Consider the following 17,795-nt stretch of genomic DNA (forward strand, 5'->3'; position numbering starts at 1 on the left):
TTATTTTTTTACTCCTTAACAGTTTTTGAGAACAAGCGATCGCTACTTAACTATATTTGCTGACCAGAATTCATACTAATGATTTAGCATTTCCCACCTTGCCACTATACATTCACACCAGCCACCCTAGAGAAGACAAATTTTGCTAGTGTATTAGTTTTCTCCCAAAAAATGTATGAACACTGATAAAAATACTGCATCTGAAATTATGTTGCAGGGTAGCCAATATATACTGCAAGGCTTTCCAGTGCTTGGTATGCCTGATGAAAAGCGTGCTGTCAAATACTTCAGTCTTAATCCATTTCTACCAAATGCCCAAAATCGTTGTCCGATTGAATGTGCCTATTGTGTCTGCCATCAAGACCGTGACTGGCATCATTATCCACAAAACTTTCAGGATGTCTTAGCTCCGGTTGACCTCCTTGATATTTTGCTAGATCGCATTTTTGCTACTCAAGAGGGACAAAAGGGCTTTCCGATTTCATTATGCGACTACTCTGATCCCTTTATTCCGGCTCATCGAGAACGTGTACTCTCAATTTTGGATGCGCTGATTCACCGTAAAGCTGCCAACATCGTCTACATCACCACCAAAGCCCATCCTGGTCAATCTTTTCTAGAGCGTCTGAAAACAACTCTAGAGCAATCTCATTCTCTGCGTGTAACTGTCTTTGTTAGTTTACCCCCTTTGAAACCAGGCTATGAGCAAGCCTCAATTCAGAGTCGGGTACAGTTGCTGCAAGATTTAGTCAAACTTGGGATTCCGTGTTGTTGGTATCTACGTCCACTGGTTGAACAGTGGTTTGATGAAGCTTTAATGTGGCAATTAGCACGCACATTACTGCCCCATGTATCCCGTCACGTTATTCTGTCTGGGCTTGTGATGTCTGAAGAGATTGAAGCGAGTCTGTTAAAACAAGAATTAATTGTTCCAGAATGGGATCGTACACAACCAGGACGTAAACAATTTCTGTCATTGGAGTTCGAGTCAAAGCTGCGCTCAATTCTCAGCACTGTTGCTAGTGAGCAAAATATTTCTCTCGGCCCGGTCATGGGACATCGACTATGTGGTACTAACGGTAATCATGCTTATGGCTGCTTGATTTGCGCCAAACAAAACCGTTATTGCCAGCTTTTTCAACTTCATCACTATGGTGAGACGATCGCTGCTGAAGATAATCAACGCCTCAAGACGCTACTCAGACAAGATTCCGTAAAAGTAGACTCTTCTTTACAACCACAGCCATCAACAGAAGAATGTCGCTAAAGTGAAGTCAAGGTATGGTAATTGCCTCACAGCTACACTTCTACAAAATTATTGTATTGGATCATAAAGAGGGAAAATTATCTTGCCATAGTAGATCAATTTTGAATACATCCAACAATGAAATTTAGCGAAATCCTCAGCCAATTTGGTGATGCCGTCACTAATCATAGCCTGACTAGCAACCCAGACCATGACCCAGAAATTACAGGGGTAGCAGCCATTGATGAAGCTACCAACGGTAGTCTCAGCTACGTAGAAGGGGCAAAATTTGGGTCTTTTGTGAGCAAGACCAATGCTACTGCTTTAATTTTGCCCAAAGATGAAAAATTACAGGCGATCGCACAAGAAAGGGGTATTGTCTGGATAGCTACCCCAGATCCGCGACTCTTATTTGCTCAAGCGATCGCACTTTTTTACCAACCATATCGCCCCGTCCCAGAAATTCATCCTACTGCTGTAATTCACCCTACTGCAAAAGTCGGTAATGATGTTTATATTGGGCCCCATGCTGTGATTCAGCAAAATGTAGAAATTGGCAATGGCGCAATTATTCATCCCAATGTGGTGATTTATCCAGATGCCAAAATTGGCGATCGCACCACCTTACACGCCAACTGTACCATCCACGAACGCACCCGCATCGGTGCAGATTGCGTTATTCACAGTGGTGCTGTCATTGGTGCAGAAGGCTTTGGTTTTGTTCCTACCCGAACTGGCTGGTTCAAAATGGAACAATCAGGCTATACAGTTTTAGAAGATGGCGTGGAAGTTGGCTGCAACACTGGCATTGACCGCCCATCTGTCGGAGAAACACGAGTAGGTCGCAATACAGTAATTGATAGCTTAGTGCAAATAGGTCATGGTTGCCAAATTGGTTCTGGCTGTGCGATCGCAGGTCAGGTTGGTATGGCGGGAGGGGTTAAACTAGGAAATCGCGTTATCTTAGCTGGACAAACAGGAATAGTCAATCAAGTGAAGATAGGAGACGGAGCGATGACATCTGCTCAAAGTGGAATTCACAACGATGTTGCTCCAGGAGAAGTTGTTTGCGGAACTCCAGCCCTTCCTTACAAACTATATCTCAAGGTATGTGCAGTTTATGGTCGCCTGCCAGATATGTATCAATCGCTAAAACAATTGCAACGGAAATCTAAAAATAGCAATGATTAATCAATAAAATTTGGGAATGGGGAATGGGGAATTTTGTAAATCCTAAATAGGAATAGCGATCGCAAATTGTGTACCTTTGTTAACTTCAGACTCCACAGTGATTTGACCACCGTGTTTTTCTACCACAATTTGACGAGCGATCGCTAATCCTAATCCTGTACCTTGACCAACTCCTTTAGTTGTAAATAAATGGTCAAAAATTCTCTCTTTTACCTCTGGCATCATCCCATTACCATTATCAGCAATCGAAATATTGACATAATTATCTTGTAAAAATGTCCGAATTTTGATGCAATTAACATTAGCTGTAATTTCCTGATAACTGCGTCCCTGATTTGATTCTTCCAAGGCATCAATGGCATTTGCTAGTAAATTCATAAACACCTGATTCAGTTGTCCAGCAAAGCATTCAACTTCAGGCAAATTACCATAATCTGTAATAACTTCGATCGCTGGACGGGTTTCATTTGCTTTGAGGCGATGCTTCAAAATCAAAATTGTACTATTAATACCTTCATGAATATTGCAAGCAACTTTGTATTGTTGATCTGCCCTAGAAAAGGTTCTTAAACTGGTGCTAATATCCCGGATACGATTAATTCCTAATTCCATAGATGCAATCAGCTTTGGCAAATCTTCCTGTATATATTCCAAATCAATCTCATCAATTTTATCTGCAATAACTACATTACTTTGGCGATATTCTTGTTTATACAAATCAAGTAAATCAAATATGTCTCTGAGGTAGTTTAATGCTGGGGGAATATTCCCAGCAATAAAGCCTACAGGATTATTTATTTCATGAGCAATACCTGCAACTAAATTACCCAATGCTGACATTTTCTCACTTTGGACAAGTTGCAATTGAGCTTTTTGTAAATCTTGGAATGCTTGCTGAGATTGTTGATAAAGCCGAGCATTTTCAAGAGAAATTGCGGCTTGAGTACAAAGAAAATTAATAACTAATAGGCGATCAGTTGTAAATACTCCTTGAGTTAAGCTATTTTCTAGATAAATAATCCCAACCAAATGACCTTGATTAAGAATCGGTACACATAAAGCACTTTTTGGTTGATATTGCAACATATAATCGTCAATCACGCCACTAATTTCAGTTTGGCAATTGTCAATTACAAGTGGTTCTAACGTATGTTTAACGTATTGAATCAACTGTACAGGAACCTCTGGAGAATCATCTAATAGTTGTGAACTAATAACTGTTATAAGTTGTTGATCACTGGGATTAATAGAGGTGATAACTTGAACTTGCCATTCATTTTCCTCTGGCAGAATTAGGATACATTTTTTTGCCCCAGCATTTTCTAAAATAATTTTAGTGAGGTTAGTGATTAATTCATCTAATTGGATGTCGCGGGATATAACTTGAGCTACTTTGATCACAGATACAAAATCTAAAATATCAGAAATGCTAGTACTAGGTGTAGATTTTGAAGTTGAGTTGCTACCAACGACCGCTATTGTTTCTAGAGAGTTCAAGCTGAGTTTTTGTTGTTGTAGGATGGGTTGTAGTAGCTGAGGATAGCGTTTTTCTAAATCATCAGTTTTTGTCTTAGCACCCCATTTTGCATAGCAATAGTAAGCTTCTTGCATATATGCCTGAGCTACTTTTTCTTTTCCCAATTCTAGGTAAAATTTGGCTGCAAGTTCGTTTGCAATGGCTTCTTCTTGGATATAGCCGTTTTCTTTGGCGAGGGAGATAGAGCGATCGTACAATTCCATTGCTTTGTTTTTTTGATGCAAAATTCGATGCCGCTCTGCCTCAATTAAGTCAAATTTATGTTGATGATTTTTAGGAGCAGAATGTGCCCATTTCTTCAACTTTTTTTGATGAGAATTGACTTTTTTAATAATTTTTTTTTGTTCAGGAGCGGTTGCTATTGGATAAAGATTTAGTTGTACTAATGCATCATAAAAATAAACTACTGGTACTATTGCCGCCGATGTGACTCCATCTAAATAGGTTATGGCGTGAATCGCTGCCTGTGATGCTTGAGCATAGTTTTCAAACACGTAGCAAAGTATTAGTTCATTGGCATAGCTAAAGCTTAATCCGGTGCGATCGCCTGATTGTTCTTGTGATGTGCGAATGGTTTGGGCATCATAAACAGAACCGGATAATTCACTAGTATTAGTAGATTGTCCTAACAGATTTTTGATGGCTTGACGAAATGAATTGATATATATATAAGGTTTTTCCTGTTTAAATTGCTTGTAGACTTCGGCATAATCCCCCATCTTTTTTTCTAATTCAGACAACTCCTGACCGATCAAATACCCATGAAAACTGCAAGTATAACTAGCCCATGATGCATATTCAATATCTCCTGTTTCTAAACCTGCTTGATAAGCTTCGGTTAACGGTGCAATTGTCTCTTGAGTATGTTGATGCCAGTGATTGACAAATGTTTCAACAATAAAAAATGTTCTCGCTTTTAATTCCTGAGCATGAAATGTTTCCAGAACTTGTAATGCTAATTGACCAAATTCATAACCTGCCTGAATATTTCCGATAATGCCACACTGAATCAATCCATACCAAGCATAACCAAATGCAGATTCTGCTGCGTTACCATACTGCATTGATAGATTGACTTCGCTTAAAATAATTGGTGGTAGTAAATCTGGACGAGCAATATAAGCTGTTGAATTAGTACTAGCCAAAATTCTGATTGCTGCTAGTTGTTCACCTCCAGTCATATTAGGCAAGTCAATTAAACTTAAAGGAGATTTACCTAGCAATTTTAATGTTATTTTGCCTAAACCAAGCAATGTTTGCGTTTGACTAGCTTGGGGAGAGAGTTTGATACCTAAAAGATTCAGAAGTGCGATCGCAGTTTGAATCGAATTGTCAAAACGACTTTGAGCTAAATAAGATTGAATTTGAATTTCAATAGATTTAACCCGATCTAGTAAAACTTTAGCATGGCGTTCTACTTGTAGAGCGAACTCTTCTACCTTGTCAAATTCACCAATCAGATAAGCAGCCGCAGCAGCTTCTTCATGCAAAGCTAAAGCCAGGGTATATTTTCGTTCCCAGCTATCTTTTGCCAATAGCTGAATACCAAAACTAATATATTCCATTGCCGCAGTATATGCAGTAGATAGCTTCGCTTTTTGTCCAGCCAGGAGATTTAATTGTGCTAATTGATCTCTGTCTGACTGCTTAATAATTAACTTCACACCAATATTTAATTGATTAACAATCTCAAAAATCCTCTCCTCTTGCTTTTCAACAGGTGTATTATTTAATAACAGTTCCCCAATTCGCTGATGAATTGCTTGATTATCACCATCTGGGATTAGGGAATAAGCAGCTTGTTGAATGCGATCGTGCAAAAATTTATAAGTGATAGTTTGAGAACTTTTTAACTTATCTTCTGTTTCTTGCCCAATATAGAATTTGTATATTTCACTTTGAGGTAGGATGAATCCCTCTTGCAATGCTTTCCACAAATCCGATGAAGTTTCAAGTTCCGACTGTTCAGAAACAATTGCTAAAGTTGCTAAATCAAATTGATTGCCAATACAAGCTGCAAGTTTCAAAATATTCTGTGTTACTGTCGGCAGCTTCTGCAACTGCAACGCCATGAATTCGACGACATCATCAGTAAGGCTTAAGGATTTTACTGCTACAATATCACATTGCCAATAACCTAATTTTTCATCAAAAGTAATCAAATTATCTTCATAGATAGCTTTGAGGAATTGTGTACTAAAAAACGGATTACCTTTACTCTTCTGGTAAATGAGTTGAGTTAATGGGTGAGCAACTTCTAAAGAACAGCTTAGGGTATCAGCCACTAATTCATTTAAACTTAACAGACTTAGATTAGTTAATGTAATCGTGTTAATAGTAGCCTGAGCTTTCCGAATTTCTTCTAATGTAAACATTAAAGGATGGGCAGCAAAGACTTCGTTATCTCGATAAGCACCAATTATTAATAAATATCCTCCAGATGATTCACTCATCAACAATTGCATCAACTTTAAAGAGGCTGAGTCTGCCCACTGCAAATCATCTAAGAACATCACTAAGGGATGTTCCTTAGTTGTAAATAGCTCTACAAACTTTTGAAATAGTAAATTAAAGCGATTTTGTACTGCATTTCCTGATAACTTTGGTGCAGGTATTTGTTGACCAATAATTTTTTCTAATTCAGGAATAACTTCAATAATTACTTGTCCATTGTCACCGACAGCTTCCAGAATCTTAGTTTTCCAATGATGTAGCTGTTGGTCACTTTCTGTTAACAACTGCATCATTAAATTGCGAAAAGCTTGTACAAAAGCAGAGAAAGGAATATTCCGATTAAATTGGTCAAATTTACCTTTAATGAAATAGCCCCGTTGTTTAACAATGGGTTTATGAACCTCATTAACTACAGCAGTTTTACCGATACCAGAAAAACCTGCTACTAACATTAGTTCACCCCCCTTACCACGAGGGGACTCAGGGGGGTTAGCGACCCTTTCAAAGGCTGCTAATAGTTGCTGAACTTCATTTTCTCGACCGTATAACTTTTCTCTAATCAGGAAGCGATCGCACACATCCCTAGTTGCGATTTTAAAAGTTTCAATCTTATCTGTAAAACTGAGTTTTTCTAGACAAGTTTCCAAATCATATTTCAATCCCAATGCACTCTGATAGCGAGATTCAGCATTTTTTGCCATCAGCTTGAGCGTCATGTCACAGAGAACTTGGGGAACTACTTCTGCCTTTTTGAATTTAGACTTTTGAATTTTAAATTGATCTGGTTGTTTGGCAATATGACAATGTAGCAACTCCATTGGATCGTCAGTCAAAAATGGTAGTTCTCCCGTCAGCAATTCAAAAAAAGTGACTCCCAATGCATAAAAATCTGCCCGATAATCAATACCTCGATTCATCCTTCCAGTTTGTTCTGGTGCAATATAGGCTAATGTTCCTTCTAGAACATTGGGATTTTTAATTTCTTGGGTTTCTTTAGGTAATAATGAGGCAATACTAAAATCGATAATTTTAACCTGCTTTGTCTCTGGATGAATTAGGATATTTGCAGGTTTAATGTCTTTGTGAATAATTTGGTGATGGTGCAGGTAGATGAGAATATCCGCCAGTTGAATGGCAATTTCCAAAAACTCCTTTAATGTTAGTGGTTGATTTTGAATATACTCTCGTAGGGAAGTACCACCAAAATCTTCCATCACTAATGCATAGCTATTGCGATAGGTTTCTAAACTATATGGATGAATAATTCCCGGATTCTCTAAATTTTTGGCAATGGTATACTGATTACGAAACTGCAACAGTTCATTGAAGGTTGGATATTCGCGCTGTAGTAATTTGACCACAACCCCAAGCTGATCTGCTTCTCTTATGCCGCGATACACCACTGTTCTAGAACCAGCATAGAGTTTTTCTATTAGTTGATATTGGGGAATTATGGCGATCGCATCCATCTGTACTTACCTTACCATACAAGTTTCATGGCAGAAATTTATACCCTTAGTATGCCCTTGACTTGAGTATTGATAACGCCTGTGGCATTAATGAAATTTGCCAATAGATAAATAGAGACGCGAAATTTCGCGTCTCTACAACTAAAAGCCTAATTTCTCCAACACTGGCTTAGTGGAAACAACATGCCGTTCTAAACCCAGTTCTTTTGGATTAACCCCAAGTGCTAAAGCAATCAACTGGGGTAAATGCAAGACTGGTAAACCTAACTTTTGCTCAATCACCTTTTCTACCTCTGGCTGACGCGAATCTAAATTTAAGTGGCACAGAGGACAAGGTGTAACTATACAGTCAGCACCAGATGTCAAAGCGTCCTGAATATGCATCCCCGCCATCTTGAAAGATTGGGTAGTGGCATAGCTAGCTAAAGGCCAACCACAACATTGTGTTCGGCCTCGGTAATAAATTGGTGTTGCACCCACCGCCCGAAACATATTTTCCATCGCTTCCGGTTGGAATGGGTCGTCATAAGGCATGGATTTTTGAGCGCGGAGGAGATAGCAGCCATAAAAAGCCGCACATTTTAATCCAGTTAACTTCTTGGTGACACGTTTGGTAATTTCCTCTAAACCGTAATCTGTCACCAAGGCGTAGAGGAGATGTTTAACGTCAGTACTACCGCGATAAGGCGAACAACCTTCTTTATGCAGCAAGCCATTAACCTGTTCAATATAAGTAGGGTCAGAAGTCTTACATTCTTTCAGGTTTTCGTTAACATGACCGATAACACCTTGACAAGTACTGCAATGGGTAAGTAAGGGCAAATTTAATTCTTCTGCTAAAGCAATATTTCTGGCGTTAACTGTATCTTCTAGGAGTTGAGAATCTTCTTTAAATGTGCCAGAACCACAGCAAGCAGCTTTTTTAAGTTCAACTAATTCAATACCCAGTGCTTGGGTAAGGGCTTGAGTTGACTGGTAAAGTTCCCGACAGGCCCCTTGAGCAACACAACCAGGAAAGTAAGCGTATTTGAGTTTGAGTGTCTGAGATAGCATAGAGGTATATTTGGGTTAGAGCGATCGCTCTAAACAATAACTGTTTTATTACTCCTTACTCCTTGTTAGCACCAAAGTTATGATGTTTGCCGTTGAGCGGTTCTTTAACCGTCTAGGTTCAAAGCCTTAGCGTTTACATATTCTGATTGCTAGCAAGGTTGTAAATACTGACCGAGACATTGTAAAAAAATTTAGCAATAATTAGACAACCGAAGCATTGATCCGGTATCGGCAATGACCTAGCCCGCTCCCCTACTCAACTGTTCCTAAAAAATTTATCTATTTTTTTCAGGGACGGGGAAGGTTTTCTAACAGAAAAATCCTTAGTAGTATACGGGCGATCGCGCTTGACGATAAGATGTATATGCTCAAAACAATGTTTCCCGTAAAGAGCAGAACCTAGCAACTGGTTAAGGACTTTTATTATTTATGAGCCAAACGGAACTTTTTGATAAGGTCAAGAAAATCGTCATCGAACAACTGAGTGTTGAAGACCCTAATGCCGTCACACCACAGTCCAAGTTTATGGAAGATTTAGGGGCCGATTCCCTGGATACCGTTGAACTCGTGATGGCTTTGGAAGAAGAATTTGATATCGAAATTCCTGACGAAGCTGCCGAGCAGATTGTATCGGTTCAAGACGCAGTAGATTACATCAATAACAAAGTTACCGCATCAGCTTAAAAAAGTTTTGAGTTTCCAAAGTAGTTCAGATGGCAATGCCATGCCCCCTCTGGGCATTTATGGCAAAAACCACTGCTTCAACTTTTTACTGAGTGCTGCACAGTTAAAAGTTTAGGAGTTAGAGTTTTAGGAGGCAAAAGTTCGGGGTTTTCTCCATCTTTGGGTGCTTCCAAAACTCAGAACTCAGGAGTGGCTCAACGCCTCGCTAATGAAACTCAACACTATATTTAATGCCTGCTGCTTTTTCGCCACCTTTAACTGAATCATGACAGATCATACACGTAAACGCGTTGTTGTAACCGGTGTTGGCGCGATTACACCTATAGGTAACACAGCAACAGAATATTGGGATGGATTATTGAGTGGACGCAATGGTATTGACCACATCACATTTTTTGATGCGTCTAGCCATGATTGCCGCATTGCTGGTGAGGTAAAAAACTTCGATCCACACGATTACTTGGAGCGCAAAGAGGCCAAGCGGATGGATCGGTTTGCCCAATTTGGGGTTGCGGCAGCAAAACAGGCTCTAGCTGACGCGCAGTTAGTTATTAATGAACTGAATGCAGAACAGGTAGGTGTCATGATCGGTTCTGGCGTTGGCGGCATTAAGGTATTAGAAGACCAGCAAACTATCTACCTCAACCGTGGGCCAGATCGCTGTAGTCCATTCATGATACCGATGATGATCGCCAATATGGCAGCAGGATTAACGGCAATTCACACGGGTGCTAAAGGGCCAAATTCTTGCCCTGTAACTGCCTGCGCTGCTGGCTCCAACGCTGTAGGCGATGCTTTCCGCCTAATTCAAGGGGGATATGCCCAAGCAATGATTTGCGGGGGAACAGAGGCAGCTGTGACACCATTATCGGTGGCTGGGTTTGCCGCCTGCAAAGCCCTCTCTTTTAGTAATGACGATCCGGCTCATGCTTGCCGCCCCTTTGACCGCGATCGCAATGGATTTGTCTTGGGTGAAGGTTCAGGAATTTTAATTCTCGAAGAACTACAACACGCCCTCAGTCGCGGCGCTCATATTTATGCTGAAATGATCGGCTATGGTATGACCTGCGACGCATACCACATCACCTCCCCCGTCCCCGGTGGACTAGGTGCAGCGAGAGCCATAGAACTGGCACTCAAAGATGCTGGTATAACCCCTGAACAGATTAGCTACATTAATGCCCACGGTACTAGTACCCCAGCTAATGATTCAACTGAAACCTCAGCCATCAAAAAAGCCTTGGGAGAATATGCCTATAAAGTGGCAATTAGCTCGACTAAATCGATGACTGGGCACTTATTAGGCGGTTCTGGAGGTATTGAAGCAGTGGCAACAGTACTGGCGATCGCTAATGACCAAATTCCACCGACAATAAATCTGGAAAATCCTGATCCAGAATGTGACCTAGATTACGTTCCTAACTACAGCCGCGCTCAAAAAGTCGATGTGGCAATATCCAATTCTTTTGGGTTTGGCGGTCATAATGTCACACTGGCCTTTAAGAAATACGTTTAAAAGAGGCAGGGGAGCAGGGAGCAGGGGAGGTGAGGGAGACAAGGGGACAAGGAGATAAACAAAACTCCAAACTCTTAACTCAGCACTCAGCACTCAGCACTCCTAACGCCCCATGCCCAAAGTATCAGAAATATCATTCCGATATAAAGTAAGCGTTCAGCATGACCCAATTATCAGCTTGATTTATCACCACAAACTCAGGAGATCCCGCTTGTCCATCGATAAGCGAGAATGGGATGATGAGGATACTGTGGGGAATCTAAAATAACCCCAGCAAAAGAAGCTACGAAGAGTGTTAACCCGTCGTTAAAAACAAGAGACTATGACTGTTGCAACCCAATCCGCTAAAGAATTGTCCGTCGAAGAACTGGCTATTAACTCGATCCGCTTCTTGGCTATTGATGCCGTAGAAAAAGCAAAATCGGGACACCCAGGATTACCAATGGGCGCGGCTCCGATGGCTTTTGTCCTCTGGGATCGCTTCATGAAGTTTAATCCCAAGAATCCCAAATGGTTTAACCGCGATCGTTTTGTCTTGTCTGCCGGTCATGGCTCGATGTTGCAGTATGCCCTGCTCTACTTGATGGGCTACGATAGCGTCACCATTGAAGATATCAAACAATTCCGTCAGTGGGAATCCAAAACACCTGGACACCCCGAAAACTTCATGACTCCAGGCGTGGAAGTCACAACTGGGCCTTTAGGTCAAGGAATTGCTAATGGAGTTGGTTTAGCGATCGCCGAGGCGCACCTTGCCGCTAAATACAACAAACCCGATACCAAGATTGTTGACCATTACACCTACGTAATTTTAGGTGACGGTTGCAACATGGAAGGAATTTCCGGTGAAGCTTGTTCTTTTGCAGGACACTTGGGATTAGGCAAACTCATCGCTCTGTACGACGACAACCACATTTCCATCGACGGTTCCACAGATGTGGCATTTACCGAAGATGTTTCCAAGCGTTTTGAAGCCTATGGTTGGCACGTTCTGCACGTCAAAGATGGTAATAGCGATTTAGCAGCGATCGCCAAAGCAATTGAAGAAGCTAAATCTGTCACCGATAAACCATCAATGATTAAGGTGACAACCACTATCGGTTACGGTTCCCCCAACAAACAAAACACTGCTGGTATTCACGGTGCTGCTTTGGGTGGAGACGAAATAGCATTGACTCGGAAAAATTTGGGTTGGGAATACGAGCCTTTTGATATTCCGCAAGAAGCCCTCAACCATACACGCAAAGCAGTTGAACGCGGTGCAGGCTACGAAGACGAATGGAACAAAACATTTGCTGACTACAAAGCTAAGTATGGCCAAGAAGCGGCTGAATTTGAACGTTACCTAAGCGGCAAGCTACCCGATGGTTGGGATAAGGTACTACCCACCTACACCCCTGAAGACAAAGGACTGCCCACCCGCAAACACTCAGAAACTTGCCTCAACAAACTAGCGGCAGTTTTACCTGAACTGATTGGTGGTTCGGCTGACTTAACCCACTCCAACTTGACCGAAATCAAGGGCAAGGGCGACTTCCAAAAAGGAGAATACCAAAACCCCAACATCCACTTTGGGGTGCGGGAACATGCTATGGGCGCAATCTGTAATGGTATAGCGCTACACAGTTCGGGATTAATCCCCTACGGTGCGACCTTCTTAATCTTCACAGATTATATGCGTGCTGCCATCCGCTTATCCGCCCTTTCTCAAGCTGGCTCGATTTGGGTGATGACTCACGATTCCATTGGACAAGGTGAAGATGGCCCAACACACCAACCCATTGAAACTCTCGCTTCCTTGCGAGCCATTCCTAATTTAACCGTGTTCCGTCCCGCAGACGGTAACGAAACCTCTGGCGCTTATAAAATAGCGATCGAGAAAGCGAAGCAAAACGCTCCATCTCTGTTGGCATTCACTCGTCAAAACGTCCCCAACTTGGCAGGTACATCGATTGAGGGCGTAGCCAAGGGTGGATACACAGTGGTGGATAGCCAAGGTACACCTGATATCATCTTGATTGGCACTGGTTCAGAATTGAGCCTCGCCGTCGGTGCAGCCGAAAAACTCAAGGCTGAAGGTAAGAAAGTTCGTGTCGTCTCGCTACCTTCATGGGAACTGTTTGAAGCACAGGATGCGGCTTATAAAGAATCCATTCTGCCGAAAGCTGTCACCAAGCGTTTGTCTGTAGAAGCTGCTAGCAGTTTCGGCTGGCACAAGTATGTGGGTACTGAAGGCGATTGCGTTAGTATTGATCGCTTTGGTGCTTCCGCTCCAGGTGGTGTTTGTTTAGAGAAGTTTGGTTTTAGCGTTGATAATGTTTTAGCTAAGGCTAAACAATTGTTGGGTTAATAGCAACAGAATATTCTCAAAATTGTGTGGGGTGGGCTGAAAGGCCCGCCTTTTTTTAACGCAAAGGAACGCTGAGGTAAACGCAGAGGTTCGCTGAGTAAGATTGTTTATAATTAAGATAATTATTTTATAAATGGAGGAAATTATGCCAGAAGTTGCTAATTATTACCAAGAAGTGAGTAATTGTATATCATCAATTGTTGAAAAGCTAATTAAAGGTAATAGCTTATATCAAGTTAAGTTAAACCAACAAGAAATGATGGAAATGTTATTAGAACTCTTTGGAGAGTTATCACCAGAGGAAATGAGAGCTATAACCGAGCATGAACTGACACGCAGAATTGATAAGATTCTTGTCTTAGAAGCGGTTTCTGGTACATTAAATGATTTGACCCCAGAGCAAATCAAAATGTACGATGAGGCAGTAAAGCGAAAATAGACAAAGTGGCTTATTTATTAGATACAAATATTGTTAGTTACATTTTGAGGAGAAATGCGACTGTTGGTAAGAAACTACGGGATGCTAATCGTTCAGGACAATAAGTTTTTATCAGTTGTATAACTTATTATGAAGTTAAAAGAGGGCTTTTGTATGTAACTGCTACGAGGCAGATAGCAGAATTTAATCAGTTTTATAGAAAATATGAAGTTTTATTTTTGGATGATATAGAAATTATTGAGAGAGCATGTGAAATTCATGTGGATTTACAACGTAGGGGTTTGAAGATACAAGAGCAAGATATATTGATAGCAGCTACAGCGATCGCACGCGGATTAATTCTGGTTTCCAATGACTCTGACTTGCTGCGAGTTGAAGGACTAAGCTTGGATAATTGGCTATTAACAGATTCTTAGAAATAACACCTTCGTTTCTACTTAAATTTATATCTATCCTTGTGACACTTGTGTTTAGAAACCAGATTTTTTTGAAAACCCGGTTTTTAATCCTAAATTCCTACTAAATTGTCTAAAATAGCCCTAGCGCGAGAATCGTTTACTCCTCCTGCTGTCCGATAAAAAACCTCCCATTCATCAGAAGTAATTTGTAAATACGATTTGTATTTATCTGCTGATGCTCTCAACTTTTGTTTGTAATCTGGATAGGAATATATTTTAAGGTAGCGTCCGCGATTACCTGTGCGGCGAACCTTTACTTTCCACTCACGATTTTGGCTGTCACATAAAACTGTTTCTCCTAAATAATGTTTACCGCTATGGCGTGTATTGTCGATTAGTTTACTGGCATCTTGAACGATTTCTTTACCAAGCAAATATAAATCTAATATCATTTACGTTTCCCTCCAAAAGTATTTCAAAATAGGGGTTTTAAATTTAATTCCCCTGATTGCTCAATTTAAAAACAAGTTGAAAGCTAACTTAATTATCCAAAAACTGACTTTTTCATCCCATAAATAGCTAATCCAGCAACTGCACCAGTCCCAGCAAATCCTACTAAACCTATTCCGTAAGCACTTCCTCCAATTGCTAAACCTGCACCTCCAATACTGTGGTACACAGTAACTCCCACCACTGCGCCTACTGTTGCAAAGGTAAATGATTCATTGATATTTTGAATGATATCCACGTTTTTGAACTCTAGATAACTTTTTATCAGCTTATTTAATTTTTTGAGGGAATGCTACCAAAGAAATACGTAATTAAAATCAAGATTCATTGAATATTAATAGCGGCTACAGCGATCGCACGCGGTTTAATTCTGGTTTCCAATGACTGCGGGTTGAAGGACTAAGCTTAGAATTGTATCTATCACACTATTACGTATATTTATGTAATAGTGTGCTTAACTTTTATTATCAGTCTGATAGCTGTATTAGTTGCTTATACTTAAATATACGCCCACAAAGCCATCACTCGATATTCAACCTAAAGTTCTGTCTTCCGTGCCTCTAAGGATTTTTTAATTCCTTGAACTTAGGTTGAACTTAATGAATTCTTTCTCTCAGTAATTGTTCTTCTAAAGCAGCAATGCGATTATATGCTGCTGTTAATTGCGCTGTCAGTCGTTGTATTTGAATTTCTGGTGTTATGTTATCTCCACTTTGACGGTGCATATCTAGATAAATACCATCTGTCAATACATCCTTATGTTCCATTTCTGGATTCAAACTTATACGTCTGATTTGATAGCCTCCAGCCGCGCCGTTTTCCTGATAATTATCTTTTACTTGTGTATTCGCTAAAGAACACTCTGAGAAAGCTTGAGTGACTTTGATATCAAGTTGATCAATCACTTGGCAGAGGGCATCCAGTTTTTCGCTTAAAGTCAGGATCTGCTGCTGTAATGGCTCCATTTAATACCCTGTATCCGTATATTTTCTTTATGCTATTCAATTTATTCACAATCTTAACTATACTTATGGATTATTTAAGTATTGATAATTTTTGATGCAAATGTGACATTTAAATGATTACTTCCAAACACAAGTAAATGTTGATACAAGTCCTATTAAGTAAATTTATGGGTGAAAATTCATTTTTAGGTACGAATTCGCCGGAAAAATCGTTAACTTGAATTAAATAACGCGATGTGCGACTTATTCTTAAAACCCCGCTTCCATTCTTTTCCCCGAAGGGAGAGAGGCTTTGACTCTTGCTTCCCTTCTGTACTAGGGAAGGGGTCGGAGATTAGGTTTGAGAGTAAAGTTGCACACAGCGTTAAGTATTCAAAATTATCGGCATTATCAAGCAAAAATACAGGTGATTTTCCAACTCCATTTTTTTTAGATAGTCAACCCTGGTAAATCTCTGCTTAGAGTGTTCCAAAAAATAAATGATCCAAAACCCGTCATTGCGAGCGAAGCGAAGCAATCGCAAGGGCTGGGATTGCTTCGCTTCGCTCGCAATGACAATTGAGCATTTTTTTACTTGGAGTACTCTTAATATTAGGTATAATCAAAAATCTCAAATCCAAAATCAATGGATCGACGATCTTTTTTACTAAGTACAAGCACACTGGTACTTTCACAACTGCTTTTTGGTTGTGGTGGAAACAAGCCGACGCAACTAAAAGTACAACTATTAAAAGGTTCTATACCTAGTCAGTTGGTAAATCAGTTCCGCAATGGTTTGCAGCAACAGGCGCAGTTAAAGTTTGCTCCAGTCGAGCAGATACAAGATTTATTTCAGCAATTACAAAATTGGCAGCAAAAACCAAAATCTATCGATGAGCAAGGATGGAGCCGTTTTATACCCTTTAGGCAAGGTCAAAAAACGGCTGATGCAGACCTCGTGACGTTAGGAGATTACTGGCTAAAAGCAGCTATTGAGCAGAAACTCATTCAACCACTCCAAGAGGTACAGGGAAATCAATTAAAGCAATGGTCTGTTTTAGATGAAAAGTGGAAAAAATTAGTAACACGCAACGATCAAGGTAACTTGGATACTCAAGGAAAAGTTTGGGGTGCGCCTTATCGGTGGGGTAGCACGGTGATTGTTTATAACCGTGATAAGTTGGAAGAATTAGGTTGGATACCCAAAGATTGGAGTGATTTGTGGCGAGATGGAATGCAGCAACGCATTTCTCTACTTAATCAACCACGAGAAGTTATTGGTCTAGTCTTAAAGAAGCTAGGAAGGTCTTACAACACGGAGAATATTGACCAAGTACCAGACTTGGAAAAGGAATTACAGACATTAAATCAACAGGTAAAGTTCTACAGTTCCAATAACTACATAGAACCTCTAATTATGGGAGACACTTGGCTAGCTGTTGGTTGGTCAAGTGATGTACTGCAAGTTCTGGGACGTTATCCGCAACTTGGCGCAGTTATCCCCCAATCGGGAACAGCAATATGGGCAGACTTGTGGGTACGTCCGGCAGGTATTACTAAGAATACCTTATCAGATCAATGGATTGATTTTTGTTGGCAACCAAGCATAGCTAAACAAATTTCAGTGTTAACTAAAAGTAATTCCCCAATTTCTACAAATATTACTGCTTCCGACATTCAAGAACCATTACGGAGCCTGTTACAAAGCGATCGCCAAGTTTTCGATAAAAGTGAGTTTTTGCTTCCCTTATCGCCATCTATAATAAAACAATACGAATCTTTATTCGCCAAAATGAAGGTTTAATTGGGTATTGGGGATTGGGGATTGGGAATTGGGTATTGAAATTTTCCCATCTCCCTGATTTTCTCCTGACTTCCAACTCCTAACTCCTAACTACTTATTAGACCTCTTGCATAAATGCTTAAATTGTCATATTGAGCGGGGCTAAACAGAGTAGTGAGATTCTTCTCTCCACTGCGTTCCGTTCAGAATGACATTCTTGA

The 17,795-nt window shown here is 40.4% G+C and carries 12 protein-coding genes and 1 pseudogene; 8 read left to right on the forward strand and 5 right to left on the reverse strand.

Features of this window, described 5'->3' with window-relative positions; translation table 11 throughout:
- The first annotated feature begins 175 nt into the window (after positions 1–175).
- Together VB732_RS17620 and lpxD are read left to right on the forward strand one after the other, a co-directional pair.
- Positions 176–1,267: a hypothetical protein gene (locus tag VB732_RS17620; RefSeq protein ID WP_323232199.1), complete on the forward strand. Its 1,092-nt coding sequence runs from the start codon at positions 176–178 to the stop codon at positions 1,265–1,267.
- Between the two features lie 117 nt (positions 1,268–1,384).
- Entirely contained in the window at positions 1,385–2,437 is a 1,053-nt protein-coding gene (gene lpxD, locus VB732_RS17625; protein ID WP_323232200.1) for a UDP-3-O-(3-hydroxymyristoyl)glucosamine N-acyltransferase, read from the forward strand.
- A gap of 42 nt (positions 2,438–2,479) precedes the next feature.
- On the opposite strand, the gene VB732_RS17630 is transcribed toward lpxD, so the two are convergent.
- Both VB732_RS17630 and VB732_RS17635 read right to left on the reverse strand, forming a co-directional pair.
- Positions 2,480–7,897: an AAA family ATPase gene (locus VB732_RS17630; protein WP_323232201.1), complete on the reverse strand. Its 5,418-nt coding sequence runs from the start codon at positions 7,895–7,897 to the stop codon at positions 2,480–2,482.
- A gap of 141 nt (positions 7,898–8,038) precedes the next feature.
- Entirely contained in the window at positions 8,039–8,950 is a 912-nt protein-coding gene (locus VB732_RS17635) for a CoB--CoM heterodisulfide reductase iron-sulfur subunit B family protein (RefSeq protein WP_323232202.1), read from the reverse strand.
- Positions 8,951–9,379: 429 nt separating this feature from the next.
- On the opposite strand from VB732_RS17635, the gene acpP reads away from it, so the two are divergent.
- The 5 genes and pseudogenes from acpP (at position 9,380) to VB732_RS17660 (ending at position 14,355) form a co-directional block, all read left to right on the forward strand.
- The gene (acpP, locus tag VB732_RS17640) at positions 9,380–9,634 is read left to right on the forward strand and encodes an acyl carrier protein (protein WP_323232203.1); all 255 of its coding nucleotides are present in this window, start codon (positions 9,380–9,382) and stop codon (positions 9,632–9,634) included.
- A gap of 265 nt (positions 9,635–9,899) precedes the next feature.
- Positions 9,900–11,150 (forward strand): beta-ketoacyl-ACP synthase II, encoded by a 1,251-nt coding sequence (gene fabF, locus VB732_RS17645; RefSeq protein ID WP_323232204.1) that lies wholly within the window; start codon positions 9,900–9,902, stop codon positions 11,148–11,150.
- Positions 11,151–11,472: 322 nt separating this feature from the next.
- Entirely contained in the window at positions 11,473–13,500 is a 2,028-nt protein-coding gene (gene tkt / locus VB732_RS17650) for a transketolase (protein WP_323232205.1), read from the forward strand.
- 145 nt (positions 13,501–13,645) lie between these two features.
- A complete protein-coding gene (locus tag VB732_RS17655) occupies positions 13,646–13,939 on the forward strand; it encodes a hypothetical protein (RefSeq protein ID WP_323232206.1) in 294 nt (97 codons plus the stop codon).
- A gap of 5 nt (positions 13,940–13,944) precedes the next feature.
- Positions 13,945–14,355 (forward strand): annotated as a pseudogene (locus tag VB732_RS17660) (type II toxin-antitoxin system VapC family toxin).
- A gap of 92 nt (positions 14,356–14,447) precedes the next feature.
- On the opposite strand, the gene VB732_RS17665 reads toward VB732_RS17660, so the two are convergent.
- From VB732_RS17665 to VB732_RS17675, 3 genes are all read right to left on the reverse strand, one after another.
- Positions 14,448–14,789, reverse strand: a complete 342-nt coding sequence (locus tag VB732_RS17665; RefSeq protein WP_323232207.1) for a hypothetical protein — start codon at positions 14,787–14,789, stop codon at positions 14,448–14,450.
- A 92-nt stretch (positions 14,790–14,881) separates the two neighbouring features.
- Complete coding sequence (locus tag VB732_RS17670; RefSeq protein WP_323232208.1) at positions 14,882–15,085, reverse strand: hypothetical protein; 204 nt, start codon at positions 15,083–15,085, stop codon at positions 14,882–14,884.
- A gap of 358 nt (positions 15,086–15,443) precedes the next feature.
- A complete protein-coding gene (locus VB732_RS17675; protein WP_323232209.1) occupies positions 15,444–15,812 on the reverse strand; it encodes a hypothetical protein in 369 nt (122 codons plus the stop codon).
- Between the two features lie 625 nt (positions 15,813–16,437).
- Here VB732_RS17675 and VB732_RS17680 point away from each other — a divergent pair.
- Positions 16,438–17,595: an extracellular solute-binding protein gene (locus tag VB732_RS17680; RefSeq protein WP_323232210.1), complete on the forward strand. Its 1,158-nt coding sequence runs from the start codon at positions 16,438–16,440 to the stop codon at positions 17,593–17,595.
- The last annotated feature ends 200 nt before the right edge of the window (positions 17,596–17,795 follow it).

This window comes from Nostoc sp. UHCC 0252 (assembly GCF_034931145.1).
Taxonomy (GTDB): domain Bacteria; phylum Cyanobacteriota; class Cyanobacteriia; order Cyanobacteriales; family Nostocaceae; genus Nostoc.